The sequence below is a fragment of the Kluyvera chengduensis genome, assembly GCF_044197065.1.
Taxonomy (GTDB): domain Bacteria; phylum Pseudomonadota; class Gammaproteobacteria; order Enterobacterales; family Enterobacteriaceae; genus Kluyvera; species Kluyvera ascorbata_C.
In genome coordinates this window covers 723252-744044 of the sequence record NZ_JBIQOI010000002.1, presented here as the reverse complement: position 1 = coordinate 744044, position 20793 = coordinate 723252, and the positions used below count along the sequence as shown (strand labels likewise).

Annotated in this window: 16 protein-coding genes; 13 read left to right on the top strand and 3 right to left on the bottom strand. The window is 54.0% G+C overall.

Annotated elements, in window-relative coordinates; genetic code table 11:
* Positions 1–27 precede the first annotated feature (27 nt).
* The 6 genes from msbA to ACH1XZ_RS09150 all read left to right on the top strand — a co-directional run bounded on the left by msbA (position 28) and on the right by ACH1XZ_RS09150 (position 6037).
* Positions 28–1776 carry a lipid A ABC transporter ATP-binding protein/permease MsbA gene (msbA, locus tag ACH1XZ_RS09175; protein WP_395595287.1) on the top strand — a complete coding sequence of 583 codons (1749 nt, stop codon included), beginning with the start codon at positions 28–30 and terminating at the stop codon, positions 1774–1776.
* A complete protein-coding gene (gene lpxK, locus ACH1XZ_RS09170; RefSeq protein WP_395595286.1) occupies positions 1773–2753 on the top strand; it encodes a tetraacyldisaccharide 4'-kinase in 981 nt (326 codons plus the stop codon). Before msbA ends, lpxK begins: the two co-directional genes overlap by 4 nt.
* Positions 2754–2783: 30 nt before the next feature.
* Entirely contained in the window at positions 2784–4016 is a 1233-nt protein-coding gene (locus tag ACH1XZ_RS09165; protein ID WP_395595285.1) for a winged helix-turn-helix domain-containing protein, read from the top strand.
* Between the two features lie 51 nt (positions 4017–4067).
* Positions 4068–4250: a protein YcaR gene (gene ycaR, locus ACH1XZ_RS09160; protein ID WP_035892430.1), complete on the top strand. Its 183-nt coding sequence runs from the start codon at positions 4068–4070 to the stop codon at positions 4248–4250.
* On the top strand, positions 4247–4993 hold the full coding sequence (gene kdsB / locus ACH1XZ_RS09155) for a 3-deoxy-manno-octulosonate cytidylyltransferase (RefSeq protein ID WP_395595284.1): 747 nt from the start codon (positions 4247–4249) through the stop codon (positions 4991–4993). The genes ycaR and kdsB overlap by 4 nt, the downstream gene beginning before the upstream one ends.
* A 150-nt stretch (positions 4994–5143) precedes the next feature.
* The gene (locus ACH1XZ_RS09150; protein WP_395595283.1) at positions 5144–6037 is read left to right on the top strand and encodes a YcbJ family phosphotransferase; all 894 of its coding nucleotides are present in this window, start codon (positions 5144–5146) and stop codon (positions 6035–6037) included.
* On the opposite strand, the gene elyC is transcribed toward ACH1XZ_RS09150, so the two are convergent.
* Positions 6014–6793, bottom strand: a complete 780-nt coding sequence (elyC, locus tag ACH1XZ_RS09145; protein WP_395595282.1) for an envelope biogenesis factor ElyC — start codon at positions 6791–6793, stop codon at positions 6014–6016. The two genes, ACH1XZ_RS09150 and elyC, sit on opposite strands and share 24 nt — an antisense overlap.
* A gap of 124 nt (positions 6794–6917) precedes the next feature.
* On the opposite strand from elyC, the gene cmoM reads away from it, so the two are divergent.
* From cmoM to ACH1XZ_RS09110, 7 genes are all read left to right on the top strand, one after another.
* Positions 6918–7712, top strand: a complete 795-nt coding sequence (gene cmoM, locus ACH1XZ_RS09140) for a tRNA uridine 5-oxyacetic acid(34) methyltransferase CmoM (protein ID WP_123651311.1) — start codon at positions 6918–6920, stop codon at positions 7710–7712.
* Positions 7705–9027: a chromosome partition protein MukF gene (gene mukF, locus ACH1XZ_RS09135; protein ID WP_395595281.1), complete on the top strand. Its 1323-nt coding sequence runs from the start codon at positions 7705–7707 to the stop codon at positions 9025–9027. Before cmoM ends, mukF begins: the two co-directional genes overlap by 8 nt.
* Positions 9008–9712, top strand: a complete 705-nt coding sequence (gene mukE / locus ACH1XZ_RS09130; RefSeq protein ID WP_395595280.1) for a chromosome partition protein MukE — start codon at positions 9008–9010, stop codon at positions 9710–9712. Before mukF ends, mukE begins: the two co-directional genes overlap by 20 nt.
* The gene (mukB, locus tag ACH1XZ_RS09125; protein ID WP_395595279.1) at positions 9712–14160 is read left to right on the top strand and encodes a chromosome partition protein MukB; all 4449 of its coding nucleotides are present in this window, start codon (positions 9712–9714) and stop codon (positions 14158–14160) included. The genes mukE and mukB overlap by 1 nt, the downstream gene beginning before the upstream one ends.
* 223 nt (positions 14161–14383) lie before the next feature.
* Entirely contained in the window at positions 14384–16168 is a 1785-nt protein-coding gene (gene ldtD / locus ACH1XZ_RS09120; protein ID WP_395595278.1) for a L,D-transpeptidase, read from the top strand.
* Positions 16169–16352: 184 nt separating this feature from the next.
* Positions 16353–16904, top strand: coding sequence for a DUF882 domain-containing protein (locus ACH1XZ_RS09115; RefSeq protein WP_395595277.1), 552 nt, complete (start codon positions 16353–16355; stop codon positions 16902–16904).
* Between the two features lie 65 nt (positions 16905–16969).
* A complete protein-coding gene (locus tag ACH1XZ_RS09110; protein ID WP_395595276.1) occupies positions 16970–17617 on the top strand; it encodes an MBL fold metallo-hydrolase in 648 nt (215 codons plus the stop codon).
* A 61-nt stretch (positions 17618–17678) separates the two neighbouring features.
* On the opposite strand, the gene ACH1XZ_RS09105 is transcribed toward ACH1XZ_RS09110, so the two are convergent.
* Both ACH1XZ_RS09105 and ACH1XZ_RS09100 read right to left on the bottom strand, forming a co-directional pair.
* Positions 17679–18869, bottom strand: a complete 1191-nt coding sequence (locus tag ACH1XZ_RS09105) for an amino acid aminotransferase (protein ID WP_395595275.1) — start codon at positions 18867–18869, stop codon at positions 17679–17681.
* 183 nt (positions 18870–19052) lie between these two features.
* Positions 19053–20249 carry a porin gene (locus tag ACH1XZ_RS09100; protein WP_395595274.1) on the bottom strand — a complete coding sequence of 399 codons (1197 nt, stop codon included), beginning with the start codon at positions 20247–20249 and terminating at the stop codon, positions 19053–19055.
* Between the last annotated feature and the right edge of the window lie 544 nt (positions 20250–20793).

The following is a 20793-nucleotide window of genomic DNA, read 5'->3' as shown; positions in this document are numbered from 1 at the left end:
CTATTTCAACACAAGCTGGTTTTTTGAATGCAGAACGACAAAGATCTCTCCACGTGGCAGACCTTCCGCCGACTCTGGCCGACTATCGCGCCGTACAAAGCAGGGCTGATCGTGGCGGGCGTTGCGTTAATCCTTAACGCAGCCAGCGATACCTTTATGCTATCGCTTCTTAAACCGTTACTGGATGATGGTTTTGGTAAAACAGATCGCTCAGTGCTGCTGTGGATGCCGCTGGTCGTTATTGGCTTGATGATCCTACGTGGCATCACAAGCTATGTTTCTAGTTACTGTATCTCTTGGGTTTCCGGCAAGGTTGTTATGACCATGCGTCGCCGGTTATTCGGCCATATGATGGGGATGCCGGTTTCTTTCTTCGATAAACAGTCGACCGGTACCCTGTTGTCGCGTATTACCTACGACTCCGAGCAGGTAGCTTCCTCTTCATCAAACGCGCTGATCACTGTAGTGCGTGAAGGGGCATCTATCATTGGCCTGTTCATCATGATGTTCTACTACAGCTGGCAGCTGTCGATTATTTTGATTGTACTGGCGCCTATCGTTTCGATCGCTATCCGCGTCGTCTCTAAGCGTTTCCGTAACATCAGTAAGAACATGCAGAACACCATGGGGCAGGTGACCACCAGCGCTGAGCAGATGCTGAAAGGGCATAAAGAAGTGCTGATGTTCGGCGGCCAGGAAGTGGAGACTCACCGCTTTGATAAGGTCAGCAACAAGATGCGTTTGCAGGGCATGAAGCTGGTTTCTGCGTCTTCTATCTCTGACCCGATTATTCAGTTGATTGCTTCGCTGGCGTTGGCGTTCGTGCTTTACGCGGCGAGCTTCCCGAGCGTAATGGAAACCCTGACGGCCGGTACTATCACCGTGGTCTTCTCTTCGATGATTGCTCTGATGCGTCCGCTGAAGTCATTAACCAACGTCAACGCGCAGTTCCAGCGCGGGATGGCGGCTTGTCAGACGCTTTTCTCTATCCTTGATAGCGAGCAGGAAAAAGACGAAGGCAAGCTGGACGTTGAACGTGCTAAAGGCAACGTTGAATTCCGCAATGTGACCTTTACCTATCCGGGTCGTGAAACACCGGCGCTGAAAAACATCAATTTGGCTATTCCAGAAGGGAAAACGGTCGCACTGGTAGGGCGTTCTGGTTCGGGTAAATCGACCATCGCCAGCCTGCTAACCCGCTTTTACGACATTGATGAAGGTGAGATTCTGCTCGATGGTCACGACCTGCGCGAGTATAAGCTGACTTCGCTGCGTAACCAGGTTGCGCTGGTGTCACAGAATGTGCACTTGTTCAATGATACGGTTGCGAACAACATTGCCTATGCTCGTACCGACGAGTTCAGCCGCGAGCAGATTGAAGAAGCCGCTCGCATGGCCTACGCGATGGACTTTATCAATAAAATGGATAATGGTCTGGATACGATCATTGGCGAAAACGGCGTGCTGCTTTCCGGTGGTCAACGCCAGCGTATCGCTATTGCGCGTGCGCTGCTGCGCAATAGCCCAATCCTGATCCTTGATGAAGCCACCTCGGCGCTGGATACGGAGTCCGAACGTGCGATTCAGGCCGCGCTTGATGAGCTCCAGAAGAACCGCACTTCGCTGGTGATTGCCCACCGCTTGTCGACCATTGAACAAGCTGACGAGATTATCGTTGTTGAAGATGGTCAGATTGTGGAGCGTGGTAGCCATCTCGATCTGTTGGCGCATCGTGGCGTCTACGCGCAGCTGCACAAAATGCAGTTTGGCGAATGATAGCGAAAATCTGGTCAGGCGAATCGCCGCTTTGGCTGCTGCTGTTACCGTTCTCCTGGCTGTATGGCCTGGTGAGCGGCATCATCCGCCTGTGCTATCAGCTTGGTATTAAGAAATCCTGGCGTGCGCCTTGCCCGGTTGTGGTGGTGGGAAACCTCACGGCGGGCGGCAATGGTAAAACGCCAGTTGTTATCTGGTTGGTGGAGCAGCTACAGCGTCAGGGGATTCGCGTTGGCGTGGTGTCGCGCGGTTACGGCGGTAAAGCCGAACGTTATCCGCTGCTGCTAACGCCGGAAACGACGACGGACCAGGCTGGCGATGAGCCTGTCCTTATTTTCCAGCGCACTGGGGCTCCTGTTGCCGTATCTCCAGTGCGGGTCGATGCTGTAAAGGCATTGTTAGCCGCTCACGATCTGCAGCTTATCGTCACCGACGATGGCCTGCAGCACTACCGTCTGGCGCGCGATAAAGAGATTGTGGTTATCGACGGCGTACGCCGCTTTGGTAACGGCTGGTGGCTTCCAGCAGGGCCAATGCGTGAGAGGGCGTCAAGGCTGGATTCGGTGGACGCACGTATTGTTAACGGCGGTGAAGCATTGTCGGGCGAAATTCCGATGCACCTTCAGCCAGGAGACGCCATTAACCTGTTAACCGGCGAGCGTCGACCTGTATCAACCCTATCGAATGTGGTCGCAATGGCCGGTATCGGCCACCCTCCACGCTTTTTCGCCACGCTTAATGCCTGCGGCGTACACCCCGTGCGCACGGTGGCACTAGCGGATCACCAGGCACTGGTCGAAGCCGACGTACTGGCATTGGTTAACCCCGACCAGACGCTAATAATGACGGAAAAAGATGCGGTTAAATGCCGCCGCTTTGCGCATGAAAACTGGTGGTATCTGCCGGTCGACGCTGTACTGTCCGGTGACCGCGCGCAGACGCTGCTTCAGGAACTGATTACCCTCGCACGACGCTAACCGGCCTCGGCGACAACCAGGGGAGTCCGCATGTCCGAGTTGCATCTTACCCTTCGTGCCGCACGCCATCTTCATCTCGCGGCACAGGGGTTACTTAACCGCCCGCGCCGCTTGGCTAGAGCGGCCGATATTCTTCCTGCTATTCAGCAAATGTCCCTGTTGCAGATTGATACCATCAACGTGGTTGCGCGTAGCCCCTATCTGGTGCTCTTCAGTCGTCTTGGTGCTTATTCGCCAGCGTGGCTGGATGAGGCGCTTTCTCGCGGTGAATTAATGGAGTATTGGGCTCATGAAGCCTGCTTCCTGCCGCGAAGCGACTTCCCTCTGGTCAGGCATCGGATGCTTTCTCCGCACAATATGGGCTGGAAGTACCACCAGAGCTGGATGGACGAACACGCCGATGACATCGTCGCATTGAAAGCCCATATTGCACAGAATGGTCCGGTGCGTTCGGCCGATTTCGTTCACCCACGTAAGGGAGAGAGCGGGTGGTGGGAATGGAAACCGCATAAACGTCATCTCGAAGGCCTCTTTACCGCCGGGGAAGTGATGGTTATTGAACGCCGTAACTTCCAACGCGTTTACGATCTAACGGAACGCGTCATGCCTTGCTGGAATGATGAAACCGATGCGTTGACCCAACCACAGGCCGAAGCCGTTATGCTGGAAAACAGTGCTCGCAGCCTGGGCATTTTCCGCCCCGAATGGTTGGCGGATTACTACCGTCTGCGCCGTCCCAATCTCGATTTACTAATGGCTGAGTGGCAGGAGCGCCAGTTGGTGGTGCCGGTTGACGTCGAACAGCTCGGTGAAATGTGGGTACACCAGAGCCTACTGCCGGAACTGGCGCGTGCGGCACAGGGGAAGTTGAACGCAACGCATAGCGCCGTGCTTTCACCGTTTGATCCCGTGGTGTGGGATCGCAAACGTGCAGAGCAATTTTTCAACTTTACCTACCGCCTGGAGTGCTACACGCCAGCACCGAAACGCCAGTATGGTTACTTTGTACTGCCTTTGCTGCATCGTGGGGAAATCGTTGGGCGCATGGACAGTAAGATGCATCGTGCAGATGGGGTGCTGGAAATTTTTGCACTGTACCTGGAAACGGGCGTACGCGTTAGCCAGCACCTGGAAAAGGGGCTTAGTCTGGCTATTAACGATTTTGCCCGCTGGCAGGGGGCGACGCGAGTGAAACTCGGGGCGGTAGCTGAAAAACTCTTTAATGAACAACGACACGGTTGGGAGATTGACGCAGACCGGTAGCGCTCTATGATATGCTGCACTGGTTTTCGATACGGCCCATCAGGAGGAACCATGGATCACCGTCTACTTGAAATTATTGCCTGCCCGGTTTGCAACGGCAAACTCTACTACAGCCAGGACAAGCAAGAACTGATTTGCAAACTTGATAATCTGGCGTTTCCCCTGCGTGACGGAATCCCCGTATTGCTGGAAAACGAAGCCCGCGTTTTAGCTGCCGAAGAGAATCGACCATGAGTTTTGTCGTCATTATTCCGGCTCGTTTTGCGTCTACTCGCCTGCCGGGTAAGCCGTTACAGGATATCAACGGCAAACCGATGATTGTGCACGTGCTGGAACGCGCGCGTGAATCCGGAGCCGATCGCATCATTGTAGCCACTGACCATACGGACGTAGCGAAAGCCGTCGAAGCGGCTGGTGGCGAAGTGTGTATGACCCGAGCCGATCACCAGTCCGGAACCGAGCGTTTGGCTGAAGTGGTCGAGAAATGCGGTTTTAGCGATGATACCGTTATCGTTAACGTGCAGGGTGACGAGCCGATGATCCCGGCGGTCATTATCCGCCAGGTAGCGGAAAACCTGGCGGCCAGCCATTCCGGTATGGCAACGCTTGCGGTGCCGATCCATGATGCAGAAGAAGCCTTTAATCCGAACGCGGTAAAAGTGGTTATGGATAAAGACGGCTATGCGCTGTACTTCTCACGTGCCACGATCCCGTGGGATCGCGATCGTTTTGCCAAAAGCCGCGAAGCGATTGGCGATACGCTGCTGCGCCACATTGGCATCTACGGCTACCGTGCTGGATTTATCCGCCGCTACGTCAACTGGGCGCCAAGCCCGCTGGAGCACATTGAGATGCTCGAGCAGCTGCGTGTGCTGTGGTACGGTGAAAAAATACACGTTGCCGTGGCGAAAGAAGTACCGGGCACGGGCGTGGATACACCGGAAGACCTGGCCCGCGTTCGCGCTGAGCTGAAGTAATCCTGTCGCCCCCTTGTTCTGAGGGGGCAACATTATTGGGTGCCTATCGAGTATTTCCTGACTTTCTGTTTCAATTTTGATCTTGTCTGGTGAAATTCATATTTCATATGCTCATTATGAAAGCAATGGCTTTTATAGGGGTAATCTGACATGGAACAGCTACGTGCAGAACTCAGCCACCTGTTGGGAGAATCGCTCAGCCGCGTGGAATGTATTAACGAGCAGACGGATACCGCGCTGTGGTCACTGTATGATGCCGAAGGAAATCCCATGCCGCTGGTGGCGAGGAGCTTTTCATCGCCGGGCGTAGCGCGCCAGCTGGCGTGGAAAATCTCCTCGCTGGCCCGTCATGGCACGGTGCGGATGCCGGTGGTATATGGGGTGATGACGCATGAAGAGCATCCGGGGCCAGACGTACTGTTGCTTGAGCGCCTGCGCGGCGTACCTGTTGAAGCGCCCACCCGTAACCCTGAGCGGTGGGACGCCCTAAAAGATCAAATTGTGGAAGCGCTGCTGGCATGGCACCGGGTGGACAGCTCAGGCTGCGTTGGCTTCGTTGACGGCACGCAGGAAAATAGCTGGCCGCACTGGTATCGCCAGCGTATTGAAGTGCTGTGGGGGACGCTCAATCTTTACCAGAATACCGGGCTGACCATGCAGGATAAGCGGCTGCTGTTTCGCACCCGTGAGTGTCTCGATGCGCTGTTTGATGGCTTTAGCGATAACTGCGTACTGGTGCACGGGCACCTGACTCTGCGTAGTATGCTGAAAGATTCCCGCAGCGATCAGCTGCTGGCGATGGTGGGGCCAGGGGCGATTCTCTGGGCGCCACGGGAATATGAGCTGTTTCGTCTGCACGAGGGAGGGCAAGCGGAACAGCTGCTGTGGCACTATCTTCAGCGCGCGCCGGTCTCAGAAGCGTTTCTCTGGCGGCGCTGGCTGTATCTGCTGTGGGATGAGGTTGAGCAGTTGGTCAACACCGGCAAATTCAGCCGGGCCAACTTCGATTTGGCCTCAAAATCACTGCTCCCCTGGCTCTCCTGAATCGCCTTTCAACCACTGCCAGACTCGCCCCAGGGTTTCATACCCGACCCGGTCGCTGTGCATCAGCCAGACCGGGGAGGGAATGATTCGCTCCCATGGGTTAAGCGGTGACGTAATGGCTAGCTGATTGGCCGGTGCCGGCAAAGGATGCAGCCCGACGTGCTGGAAGAAGATCATTGCGCGGGGCAGGTGAGAGGCCGAGGTGACGAGCAGGAACGGCGCTTCGCCAATGGCGGCTTTCACGGCGCTGGCCTCTTCTTCGGTATCTTTCGGCGTGTCCAGGACAATAATCTCGCTGCGCGGTACGCCAAGGCTCTCTGCGACCCTCGCGCCAGCTTCAGCGGTACTCACCGCATTCGTTTTTGCCCGCGCGCCGGTGAATATCATCTTCGCCCCAGGATTAGCCTGCCATAACCGGATGCCCTCGGTCAGCCTTGGCAAACTGTTGTTGATAAGATTCGAGCTGGGTGCCCAGTCAGGGTTCCAGGTGTAACCCCCGCCAAGGACGACGACGTATTGCACCGGTTCTTCACCTTGCCAGGTAGGGTATTTATCCTCAATGGGTTTGAGTAATCCGTCAGCGACCGGCTGGAGGCTCAACAGCAGCAATGTTACCCATCCTACGGTAATGGCCCCTTTGCCCAATTTTTGAAAGCGGGTGAACCAGACCAGGAATATTCCCAAACCTATCAGTAACAGAAGCAGGGGCAGCGGCAGCATCATGCCGCCAATATACTTTTTCAGCGTAAAAAGCATTCGGCACCGTTCCTTTTTTAACCATCCAACCGTATGAATGCAGCGATATTACACCAGATAGCTTCATTATCGCCGTGGGTGTGACAAAATAGCCCCTTTGTCACTGGCGATGTGAGGATGTCCTGTGAAGGATCGCAATTTCGATGACATTGCGGATAAGTTTTCCCGCAATATATACGGCACCACGAAGGGACAGCTGCGCCAGGCTATTCTGTGGCAAGATCTTGACGCGCTGCTGGCTAAAATGGGGCCGCAGCCGCTGCGTATCCTCGATGCCGGCGGTGGTGAAGGCCAGACGGCCATCAAAATGGCGGAACGTGGCCATCACGTCACGCTATGCGATCTTTCTGAAGAAATGATCGCTCGGGCAACTCAGGCCGCCTGCGAGAAAGGTGTGAGCCACAACATGCATTTCGTACAATGCGCGGTCCAGGATGTGGCTGAGCATTTGGAAAGCCCGGTTGATCTGATATTGTTCCATGCTGTGCTGGAGTGGGTGGCCGAACCGCAGGACGTGCTTAACACGCTGTGGTCGGTGCTACGTCCGGGCGGCGCATTATCATTAATGTTCTACAATGCAAACGGTCTGTTGATGCGTAACATGGTGGTCGGCAACTTCGACTACGTGGCGTTAGGCATGCCGAAAAAGAAAAGACGTACGCTGTCGCCGAACTACCCGCGCGATCCGCAGCAGGTCTATCGCTGGCTGGAAGAGAGTGGCTGGCAAATTGACGGGAAAACCGGTGTGCGGGTGTTTCATGACTATTTGCGCGATAAACAGATGCAAAAAAACAGTTTTGATATTTTGCTGGAGCTTGAAACGCGCTATTGCCGCCAGGAACCTTATATTAGCCTGGGGCGCTATATTCATGTCACCGCGCTGAAGCCGCAGACAGAAACAAGGATAAACGATGAGTGAATTTTCCCAGACAGTCCCCGAACTGGTTGCCTGGGCCAGGAAAAATGATTTCGCCATTTCGCTACCCGTCGATAGGCTCTCGTTTTTGCTGGCTATTGCAACGCTGAACGGAGAACGACTGGAAGGTGAAATGACGGAAGGCGAGCTGGTGGACGCGTTCCGTCACGTCAGTGATGCGTTTGAGCAAACCAGTGAAACCATCGGGACGCGTGCCAATAACGCGATTAACGACCTGGTTCGCCAACGTCTGCTGAACCGCTTTACCAGCGAAATCACGGAAGGCAACGCCATTTATCGTCTGACTCCGCTGGGGATTGGCATCACCGACTATTATATTCGTCAGCGTGAATTCTCCACTCTGCGCCTCTCCATGCAGCTGTCGATTGTTGCCAGCGAGCTGAAGCGTGCGGCGGACGCCGCCGACGAGGGTGGCGATGAATTTCACTGGCATCGAAACGTCTACGCCCCGCTGAAATACTCAGTGGCCGAGATTTTTGACAGCATTGATCTGACGCAGCGCATTATGGATGAGCAGCAGCAATCGGTGAAAGACGACATCGCGCAGTTGCTGAATAAAGACTGGCGCGCGGCTATCTCCAGCTGTGAACTGCTGCTTTCTGAAACCTCCGGCACCCTACGCGAACTGCAGGATACGTTAGATGCCGCAGGCGACAAGCTACAGGCCAACTTGCTGCGTATTCAGGATGCTACGTTGAGTCATAACGATCTGCACTTTGTCGATCGTTTAGTGTTCGATCTGCAAAGCAAGCTTGACCGTATCGTAAGCTGGGGCCAGCAGGCGATTGACCTGTGGATTGGCTACGACCGCCACGTGCATAAATTTATCCGTACCGCTATCGATATGGATAAAAACCGCGTCTTTGCTCAGCGTTTGCGCCAGTCGGTGCAGTCTTACTTCGACGCGCCATGGGCGCTCACCTATGCCAGCGCCGACCGTCTGCTCGATATGCGTGATGAAGAGATGACGCTGCGCGATGAAGAGGTTACCGGGGAACTTCCGCCGGATTTAGAGTACGAAGAATTTAACGAAATTCGCGAACAGCTCGCCGCGCTAATTGAAGAACAGTTGGCTATCTATCGAACCAAACAGCTGCCGCTGGACCTCGGTCTGGTGGTCAAAGAATACCTGGTGCAGTATCCGCGTGCGCGTCACTTCGACGTGGCGAGGATCGTGGTAGACCAGGCCGTACGTTTGGGCGTGGCGCAAGCAGATTTCACCGGACTGCCGGCTAAATGGCAGTCGATTAATGATTACGGAGCCAAGGTACAGGCGCATGTCATCGATAAATATTGAACAAGTGATGCCGGTCAAACTGGCACAGGCCCTGGCCAATCCCCTTTTCCCGGCGCTGGATAGTGCGTTGCGCGGTGGTCGTCACATCGGTCTGGATGAACTGGACAACCACGCCTTTTTAATGGATTTCCAGGAGTATCTGGAAGAGTTTTATGCTCGCTATAACGTGGAATTGATTCGCGCGCCGGAAGGATTCTTCTATCTGCGTCCGCGTTCTACCACGCTGATTCCTCGCTCGGTCTTATCCGAACTAGACATGATGGTCGGCAAAATTCTTTGCTACCTGTACCTGAGTCCGGAACGTCTGGCTAACGAAGGCATCTTCACCCAGCAGGAGCTGTATGACGAACTGCTGGCATTGGCCGACGAAGCCAAACTGCTGAAGCTGGTCAATAACCGCTCCACCGGTTCCGATCTTGACCGTCAGAAGCTGCAAGAGAAAGTCCGCTCCTCACTGAACCGTCTGCGCCGTCTCGGGATGGTGTGGTTTATGGGTCATGACAGCAGTAAATTCCGCATCACCGAATCGGTGTTCCGCTTCGGTGCTGACGTTCGCTCCGGCGACGACGCGCGGGAAGCGCAGCTACGCATGATTCGTGATGGCGAAGCGATGGCTATCGAAAACCATCTGCAGCTCAATGACGAGAACGACGACAATCAGCAGGATAGCGGGGAGGAAGAGTAATGATCGATCGCGGTAAATTTCGTTCGCTAACGCTGGTTAACTGGAACGGGTTCTTTGCCCGTACCTTCGATTTAGACGAACTGGTGACTACGCTCTCGGGCGGTAACGGTGCCGGTAAATCCACCACCATGGCGGCATTCGTCACGGCGCTGATCCCTGACTTAACTCTGCTGCACTTTCGTAACACCACGGAAGCCGGGGCCACCAGCGGCTCTCGCGATAAAGGCCTGCACGGTAAGTTGAAAGCCGGTGTCTGTTATTCTGTGCTGGACGTGATGAACTCACGTCATCAGCGTGTGGTAGTGGGCGTGCGTCTACAGCAGGTTGCCGGGCGCGACCGTAAAGTCGACATCAAACCGTTTGCGATTCAGGGGCTGCCGACCTCCATCCAGCCTACACAACTGTTGACCGAAACGCTGAACGAGCGCCAGGCGCGCGTACTGAGCCTGCAAGAGCTGAAAGACAAGCTCGATACCATCGAAGGCGTGCAGTTCAAGCAGTTCAACTCGATTACCGATTACCATGCGCTGATGTTCGATCTGGGCATTGTGGCCCGTCGCCTGCGCTCAGCGGCTGACCGTAGCAAGTTCTACCGCCTGATTGAAGCCTCGCTGTACGGCGGTATTTCTAGCGCGATTACCCGTTCCCTGCGCGACTACCTGTTGCCGGAAAACAGCGGTGTGCGTAAAGCCTTCCAGGATATGGAAGCGGCGCTGCGTGAAAACCGCATGACGCTGGAAGCGATTCGCGTCACCCAGTCCGACCGAGACCTGTTTAAGCATCTGATTTCTGAAGCCACCGACTACGTGGCCGCGGACTACATGCGCCACGCTAATGAGCGTCGTGTGCATCTTGATAAAGCGCTGGAATACCGACGCGAACTGTATACCTCTCGCTCTCAGCTGGCGGCAGAGCAGTATAAGCACGTTGATATGGCGCGTGAGCTGCAGGAACACAACGGAGCGGAAGGGGATCTGGAAGCCGATCATCAGGCCGCCAGCGACCACCTGAACCTGGTGCAGACCGCACTGCGTCAACAGGAAAAGATTGAACGCTACGAAGCGGACTTAGACGAGCTGCAAATTCGTCTGGAAGAGCAGAATGAAGTCGTAGCCGAAGCTGCCGAACAGCAAGAAGAGAGTGAAGCGCGCGCGGAAGCCGCTGAACTGGAAGTGGATGAGCTGAAAAGCCAGCTTGCTGACTACCAGCAGGCGCTGGACGTCCAGCAGACCCGCGCCATTCAGTACACGCAGGCGCTACAAGCGCTGGAACGTGCGAAAGCGCTTTGTCATCTGCCGGACTTAACGCCGGAAAGCGCAGGGGAGTGGCTGGAAACCTTCCAGGCTAAAGAGCAGGAAGCAACGGAAAAACTGCTCACCCTTGAACAAAAAATGAGCGTGTCGCAGACGGCGCACAGCCAGTTTGAACAGGCGTTCCAGATTGTTGAGGCCATTAACGGCCCGCTGGCGCGTAACGAAGCCTGGGAAGTGGCGCGTGAACTGCTGCGCGACGGCGTCAACCAGCGTCACCTGGCGGAGCAAGCGCAGCCACTGCGCAGCCGTCTGAACGAGCTGGAACAGCGCCTGCGTGAGCAGCAGGAAGCCGAACGTCTGCTGGCTGATTTCTGCAAGCGTCAGGGCAAACAGTACGGTATCGACGAACTCGAAAAGCTGCATCACGAGCTGGAAGCGCGTATCGCCGCGCTGAGCGACTGTGTAACCGATGCCCGCGAACAGCGCATGGCACTGCGCCAGGAGCAGGAACAGCTGCAATCGCGCATCTCCGCGCTGATGCATCGCGCACCGGTATGGCTGGCGGCACAAAACAGCTTAAGCCAGCTATGCGAGCAGAGCGGCGAGCAGTTTGAGTCCAGCCAGGATGTCACCGAATACCTGCAACAGCTGCTGGAACGTGAACGCGAAGCCATCGTTGAACGCGATGAAGTAGGCGCGCGTAAACGTGCCGTCGATGATGAAATTGAGCGTCTTAGCCAGCCGGGGGGTTCTGAAGATCAACGCCTTAATGCGCTGGCTGAACGTTTTGGCGGCGTGTTGCTGTCCGAAATTTATGATGACGTTAGCCTCGACGATGCGCCGTATTTCTCCGCGTTATACGGGCCGTCTCGCCACGCTATCGTGGTACCGGATCTGTCGCAGATCGCCGAGTATCTGGAAGGGCTGGAAGATTGCCCGGAAGATCTCTACCTGATTGAAGGGGATCCGCAGTCCTTCGATGACAGCGTGTTCAACGTCGATGAACTGGAAAAAGCGGTGGTGGTGAAAACCTCCGACCGCCAATGGCGTTATTCCCGCTTCCCATCGGTACCGCTGTTTGGCCGTGCCGCGCGCGAAAGCCGCATTGAGAGCCTGCACGCCGAGCGTGAAGGGCTGTCCGAGCGTTTTGCGACCCTGTCGTTCGACGTCCAGAAAACCCAGCGTCTGCACCAGGCGTTCAGCCGCTTTATCGGCAGCCATTTGTCGGTAGCGTTTGAGGACGATCCGGAAGCGGAAATCCGCAGGCTAAACACCCGTCGCAACGAGCTGGAACGTGCGCTCAGCAGCCATGAAAGCGACAATCAACAGCAGCAGGCACAGTACGAGCAGGCGAAAGAGGGCGTGGCCCTGCTTAACCGCCTGCTGCCGCGTCTGAGCCTGTTGGCCGACGACACGCTGGCTGACCGCGTTGAAGAAATTCAGGAACGCCTGGACGAAGCTCAGGAAGCCGCGCGCTTCATTCAGCAGCACGGTAATCAGTTGGCGAAACTGGAGCCAATCGCTTCTGTTCTGCAGAACGATCCGGAGCAGTTTGAACAGCTGAAAGAAGATTATGCCTGGTCACAGCAGGTGCAGCGCGAAGCGCGTCAGCAGGCGTTTGCCCTGACGGAAGTGGTACAGCGTCGCGCGCACTTTGGCTATTCCGATTCGGCGGAGATGCTCTCCGGCAACAGCGATCTCAACGAAAAACTGCGTGAACGTCTGGCGCAGGCGGAAAGCGAACGTAGCCGCGCCCGTGAAGCAATGCGTACTCACGCCGCCCAGGTGAGTCAGTACAGCCAGGTGCTGGCATCGTTGAAAAGTTCTTATGACACCAAAAAAGAGCTGCTTAACGACCTCTATAAAGAGCTGAAAGATATTGGCGTTCGCGCTGATGCCGGTGCCGAAGAACGTGCGCGTATTCGCCGCGACGAGCTGCATGCCCAGTTAAGTAACAACCGTACGCGCCGTAATCAGCTGGAAAAAGCGCTGACCTTCTGCGAAGCGGAGATGGATAACCTGACCCGTAAGCTGCGTAAACTGGAACGTGATTATCTCGAAATGCGCGAGCAGGTAGTTAGCGCGAAAGCGGGCTGGTGCGCGGTGATGCGTCTGGTGAAAGACAACAACGTTGAACGTCGTCTGCACCGTCGCGAGCTGGCTTATCTCTCCGCCGACGATCTGCGCTCCATGTCGGATAAGGCGCTGGGTGCGCTGCGCCTGGCCGTGGCGGACAACGAACACCTGCGCGATGTGCTGCGTATGTCGGAAGACCCGAAACGTCCGGAACGTAAGATCCAGTTCTTCGTCGCCGTTTATCAGCACCTGCGCGAACGTATTCGCCAGGATATCATCCGCACCGACGACCCGGTTGAAGCCATCGAACAGATGGAAATCGAGCTGAGCCGCCTGACGGAAGAGCTGACCAACCGCGAACAGAAGCTGGCGATCAGCTCCCGAAGCGTGGCAAATATCATCCGCAAAACCATTCAGCGCGAGCAGAACCGTATCCGCCAACTGAACCAGGGTCTGCAGAGCGTGTCGTTTGGCCAGGTTAACAGCGTGCGTCTAAACGTGAACGTCCGCGAAACCCACTCGACGCTGCTGGATGTGCTGTCTGAGCAACACGAGCAGCATCAGGATCTGTTCAACAGCAATCGCCTGACCTTCTCTGAAGCGCTGGCGAAGCTGTATCAACGCCTGAATCCGCAAATCGACATGGGCCAGCGCACGCCGCAAACCATTGGTGAGGAGCTGCTCGACTACCGTAGCTATCTGGAGATGGAAGTTGAGGTTAACCGTGGTTCCGACGGCTGGTTGCGTGCGGAATCCGGTGCGCTGTCTACCGGTGAAGCTATCGGTACCGGGATGTCGATTCTGGTGATGGTGGTACAGAGCTGGGAGGATGAAGCGCGTCGTCTGCGTGGTAAAGACTTGTCTCCGTGCCGTCTGCTGTTCCTTGATGAAGCTGCGCGTCTGGATGCCCGTTCCATCGCCACGCTGTTCGAACTGTGTGAACGTCTGGAGATGCAGTTGATTATCGCTGCGCCGGAAAACATCAGTCCGGAGAAAGGCACAACCTACAAACTGGTGCGTAAAGTGGTCAATAACCACGAACACGTTCACGTTGTTGGTCTGCGAGGCTTCGCCGCACAGCTGCCGGAAACGCTGCCAGGCACCGCCGATGCATCGTAGCATGTCGACCAGGGGAGCGTAGCGACCTCGGGAAATAACGCATAATCCGAAAACGGAACGTAAGGCGACATTTATGTCGCCTTTTTTGTTATCCGTATTTAGCCTATAGCGCGTTATTATCTTTAGACTTCTTTACATTTGACCGGGCAAAAAATGTTTTGTCTTTATATACTGAAGGTAAGCCCACATTACGGGTATTCGTATATTTAACAGGGGGCAAGGGATGTTGCTGAAAAAAGAAAATGGTCGTCGGTTGTCAGCGGTAAGTTTGTGTCTGGCAATGACGTTTGCTCCACTGTTTACCGCTGCTGCAGCCGAGCCAGAACTGGTGCCGTCTGACAGTAGCGCACTGCCTGCAGAACCTTCTCCGGTACTGCTCCAGCCTGGCGCGCAATCGCCTGTGATGGCAAACCTTGTCGGCACTCAGCCACTGGCGGATGGTGCAGCGGCAAAAAGCCGTGCTGAGATCCAGTCGATACTGCCTGCCGGCTACCAACCCGTCTATATGAACCCGCTGGTGACGCTGTACGCTGCCCGCGAAATGAAACCGATGTGGGAGAACCGCGAGGCGGTTCGCGCTTTCCAGCAGCAGCTTGCTGAAGTGGCTATTGCCGGTTTCCAGCCACAGTTTACCCAATGGGTTGAACTGCTCACTAATCCTAACGTCAGCGGCATGGCGCGCGATATCGTGCTCTCCGATGCGCTGATGGGCTACCTGCATTTTATCAGTGGCATTCCCGTTCAGGGGAATCGCTGGCTGTACAGCGATAAACCTTACACACTGGCGACACCGCCGCTGTCGGTGATAAACAAGTGGCAGACGGCGCTGGATAATGGTTCGCTGGTGCCGTTTATTGCCTCACTTGCACCGAAGCATCCGCAGTATGCGGCGATGCATCAGGCGTTGCTGGCGCTGGTGGGAGATACCCGCCCGTGGCCTAAGTTGACGTCGACGGCGTCATTACGACCAGGGCAATGGAGCAGTGATGTCCCTGCATTACGTGAGATCCTGCAGCGGAATGGCGTGCTGGATACCAGTCCGGCGATCCCGCTACCGGGTGATAACGTTGGCAAAACGAAAAAAGTAGCGAAAAGCGGGCCTGCGGCCTACGACCGTCAGCTGGTGGATGCGGTTAAACGCTTCCAGGCAGCGCAAGGTCTCGGTGCTGATGGGGTTATTGGTGCTTCTACTCGCGACTGGCTGAACGTCTCTTCCGCGGAACGTGCTGGCGTACTGGCGCTAAACATTCAACGTCTGCGTCTACTTCCTGGGAAAGTCTCTACCGGGATTATGGTGAATATTCCGGCATATTCGCTGGTCTATTACCTGAACGGTAACGAAGCATTGGCCTCGCGGGTGATTGTCGGTCGTCCCGATCGCAAAACGCCGATGATGAGCAGCGCGCTGAACAATGTGGTCGTTAACCCGCCGTGGAATGTCCCGCCGACGTTGGCGCGCAATGATATTCTGCCAAAACTGCGCAATGACCCGGGTTATCTGGAACGTCATAACTATACCGTGTTGCGCGGCTGGAACAGTAAAGAAACCATCGATCCGTGGCGCGTGGACTGGTCAACGATCACGCCGTCAAATTTACCGTTCCGTTTCCAGCAAGCGCCTGGCGACCATAACTCCTTGGGCCGCTATAAGTTTAATATGCCAAGCTCAGATGCGATTTATCTGCACGATACCCCTAACCATAATCTATTCCAGAAAGATGCCCGAGCATTAAGTTCTGGATGCGTGCGGGTTAATAAAGCCTCTGATTTAGCAAATATGCTGTTACAGGATGCGGGCTGGAATGACACGCGTATATCTGATGCATTGAAGGAAGGTAATACCCGTTACGTTAATATCCGGCAGAATATTCCGGTTAATCTCTATTATCTGACCGCCTTTGTTGGTGCTGATGGTCAGACACAATATCGAACAGATATTTACAATTACGACGTTACGGCGCGATCCGGCGCACAAATTTTGCCAAAAGCGGAACAATTAATCAGATAAATGAAGTAGTTCAGGTAATGTAGTGGTCGAATAAAAAGCGTAGGAACCAGCCCCGAACCTCTGAGGCTGGCCTTTCTACGCTACAGGCTGCCTTGACGCTGGCTTTGATGCCCGGTAAGGTGCAATACGTGCGCCAGAAGTGCATATATTTCGATCACATTTACTGACTGTAGACCTGATTATCATGGACAAATTTGACGCTAATCGCCGCAAACTGCTGGCGTTAGGTGGGGTTGCGCTGGGCGCTGCCGCCATCTTACCCACGCCTGCGCTTGCGACCCTCTCGACCCCTCGTCCGCGTATTTTAACGTTGAGTAATCTACATACGGGTGAGTTGCTAAAAGCCGAGTTTTTTGACGGCCGAGGCTATATTCAGGATGAATTAGCAAAACTAAACCATTTTTTCCGTGACTATCGCGCGAATAAAATAAAGAGCATCGATCCTTCTTTGTTTGATCAGCTCTATCGCCTTCAGGGATTATTAGGAACAAATAAGCCTGTGCAATTAATCTCCGGGTATCGTTCTATTGATACCAATAATGAGCTGCGAGCGCACAGCAGTGGGGTAGCGAAAAAGAGCTATCACACGAAAGGTCAGGCAATGGATTTCCATATTGAAGGTATTTCGTTAAGTAATATACGCAAAGCAGCGTTATCTATGCGCGCAGGTGGTGTAGGATATTACCCTCGTAGCAACTTTGTGCATATTGATACCGGTCCGGTTCGGCACTGGTAACTCTACGCCCGACAGTTCAGGTTCACTGATGTATCTGAGCGGTGATGAGTATAAACAGGAGCAGCATGAATTATCGTATTATTCCGGTCACGGCGTTCGCGCAAAACTGTTCATTGATTTGGTGTGAGCAAACCAAACTGGCGGCCCTGGTCGATCCCGGTGGTGATGCTGAAACCATCAAACAGAAGGTTGCTGAAGCTGGCGTGACGTTGCAGCAAATTTTGCTGACCCATGGTCACCTCGATCATGTGGGTGCGGCGGCTGAACTGGCTCAGCATTACGGTGTGCCGGTTATCGGGCCGGAAAAAGAAGATGAATTCTGGTTGCAGGGTTTGCCGGCGCAAAGCAGGATGTTTGGCCTTGAAGATTGCCAGCCGCTGACGCCAGATCGCTGGCTTAATGAGGGTGACACCGTCAGCGTAGGTAACGTGAAGTTACAGGTGCTGCACTGCCCTGGCCATACGCCGGGACACGTCGTGTTTTTTGGTAACGATGCACGACTGCTCATTTCCGGTGACGTGCTGTTTAAAGGCGGCGTAGGGCGCAGCGACTTCCCGCGAGGTGACCACGCGCAGCTGATTGATGCGATTAAGCGTAAATTGCTGCCGCTAGGCGATGACGTGAAGTTTATTGCCGGGCATGGGCCGATGTCGACGATTGGATACGAACGTCAACATAACCCGTTCCTGCAGGATGAGCTTCCCGTCTGGTAAGAAAACAAAAAAGGCCGCTGATGCGGCCTTTTTTATGTCTACCCGATAGCCCGGCCGAATATTACAGCACGGCGACGATAGCTTCGCACAGCGGTGCCATGTTGTCTGGGGTCATCCCAGCAACGTTAATGCGGCCAGAGGCCACGGCGTAAACACCAAACTCTTCACGCAGACGCAGAACCTGTTCTTTGGTCAGGCCGCTGAAGGAGAACATACCGTTCTGTTTGGTGATAAAGCTGAAGTCGCGGTTGGCACCTTTTTCCTGCAGCGTATTCACAAACAGCAGACGCATACGCTGAATGCGTTGACGCATATCGGTCAGCTCTTGTTCCCAGATAGCGCGCAGGGCATCGTTACTGAGGATGGTGGCGACAACGGATGCACCGTGGGCCGGTGGGTTGGAGTAGTTAGCGCGAATAACCGCTTTCATCTGGCTGAATGCGCGATCGGCAGTGTCTGCGTCAGCGGTTACCAGCGTACAGGCACCCACGCGTTCGTTATAGAGGCCAAAGTTTTTGGAATACGAGCTCGCCACAATCAGCTCTTTGTGCAGCGCGGCAAACGCACGCAGGCCTTCTGCATCTTCTTCCAGACCGCGGGCAAATCCCTGGTAAGCGAAGTCAAACAGCGGCAGCCAGCCTTTTTCAATAGAAAGTTGAGCCAGCTGTTGCCATTGCTCAAGCGTTGGATCAATCCCGGTTGGGTTATGGCAGCAGCCGTGGAACAGCACCACATCGCCTGCCTGAGCGTCGTTCAGGCTTGCCAGCAGCGCGTCGAAATCTAACGCATGTTTTTCGGCGCTGTAATAGTTGTATTCACGTACTTCCAGGCCCGCCGCGCCAAAGACGCTTTTGTGGTTCGGCCAGCTAGGGTTGCTAACCCAAATGCGCTTCACATCGGTATTTTTCGCAAGGAAATCTGCCGCGACGCGCAGTGCGCCGGTACCACCTGGGGTCTGTGCGGTGCGAGCACGCTTATCGCTAACGATAGGGCTACCTTTGCCAAACAGCAGTTCCTGCGTGCAGCGACCAAACTCAGGAATACCATCAATGCCGAGATAGTTCTTGGTGGTTTCATTTTCCAGCAGATACTGTTCAGCTTTTTTTACGCTGGTCAGAACCGGCGTCTTCCCGGTTTCATCTTTATATACACCAATCCCGAGATTGATTTTGCTCGGGCGGTCATCGGCACGAAACAGATCGGCCAGGCCCAGAATTGGGTCGGCAGGGGCGGCTGTAATGTTCTCAAACATGACGAGGTTCCATTTATAAGTTCGGGGGAAATCCGGTATCAGGTTAACGGTAGATTTACAAAATGCCAACCGTTAGAGATTAAAAGCGCGAAGGTTTTCAAAAGATACGATCTTCATCTCAGGAACGTAAAAAAGCAGGACCGAAGTCCTGCTTTCTAGGCATATACAAAGAGGGTGTGCTGATTAGAACTGGTAAACGATACCGACAGCAGCCTGATCGTCGGTCGCTTGTTTGCTTGCTACAGAATAAGTGTTGTCATCAAGCAGGTTGAACTTGTACGCCGCATAGACGTTCATGTTCTTGTTGAAGTAGTACCAGGAGCCCACTTCGATGTATTTAACCAGGTCAGCATCGCCGCCTTTGAAATCGCCACGAGCGATCAGGTCTTTACCTTTAGACTGTACGTAGCCGATGGATGGACGCAGACCGAAATCGAACTGGTACTGAACCACAGCTTCGATGTTCTGAGTTTTGTTCGCGAAGTTACTGTCTGGCTCGCGAGTCATGTTCAGAGTTTCTGCGTACATTACAGCAGCGTAGACGTTGTTAGCGTCATATTTGAATGCAGTTGACCATGCTTCAGCACGGTCGCCGCCAGCGCTGGCTGAAGTGTGAACATCACCTGCGTTCGGGCCTGTTGGAATGGTGAAGGATGCTGGTTTTACCTGAGCATTAGTACGATCAGCAGTCTCGTAACCAGCTGCAAAGCTGAAGCCTTCCAGGAATTCGTACTGAACAGAAGTGCTGAAACCATCGCCGTTCGCTTTCGCACCGTTACCGCTCAGGTTGTAGCTCTGGGCATTGCCACTCGCATCATCATAATCAACAACGATTGGGCTGTTACGGTCGTTTTTACCCTGGTACTGCAGCGCGAAGCTCAGACCATCAACCAGACCGAAGAAGTTGCTGTTACGATAGGTCAGCAGGCCAGAAGAACGACCGTTCATGAAGTTGTCGGTAGCAGCCCAGGAGTCACCGCCCCATTCAACCAGCATATCGGTGTAAGCAGCGACGTCGTAGATAGCGCCGTAGTTACGACCGTAGTCCAGAGAACCCGCATCGCCAAATTTCAGACCAGCGAACGCCAGACGAGTTTTGTTGCCCTGGGAGCCTTCCGCGTTGGAGGCGTCCATGTTGTATTCCCACTGACCGTAACCCACCAGCTGATCGTTGATCTGAGTTTCGCCTTTGAAACCGATACGTGCATAGGTGGTGTCGTCGCTGGCGGTGTCGCCGTTGGTGGTCCAAATGTGCTCACCAACTGCTTTACCGTAGAAGTCCAGTTTGTTGGCATTCTTGTTATAGATTTCAGCAGCATTTGCTGCGCCAGCTACCAGCAGGGCAGGGATTACCACTGCCAGGATATTACGCTTCATCATTATTTATTACCCTCATTAGGTTTTTTTTTATAGACACTCGCCACTGCCGCCAATTACTTCCGTCAATAAAAATTTACGGAACTATTGATGATAGTTTGGTGTCTTTATGTGTCTGAGAGGCATCTTTCCATTCAAAACGTTCTTCCGCTAGCCTGAAAATGCTACAAACATCGAGAATGCGTAAGCAAAAGAAATTATGTGTAACAATTTGTGAATTTTAAGGAACTTTGTGAACTATCTCAAAGTTCTGATACAGGTGCGGAATTATTGAACCGTTACTTATCTATCAATATGAATTCCTTATCTTTTATTTGTATAACACCTTTTCTTATTACCAATGCGTACGATGCAAACTTTTTGCTATGGCTATTTTTAGCCATCTGGATAGCTGTGTGCTTGTTTAATAAATATGCTAAGGGATGAGTGAAATCTGAACCGCAAGAGATTTTAGGCTAAAATTCGTACAGAATTATTGCGATGACATGGCTTGTAACAAACGCCACCAGGGATGGGGTTGATGTTTAATTTTGTTAAATTTAAAAAA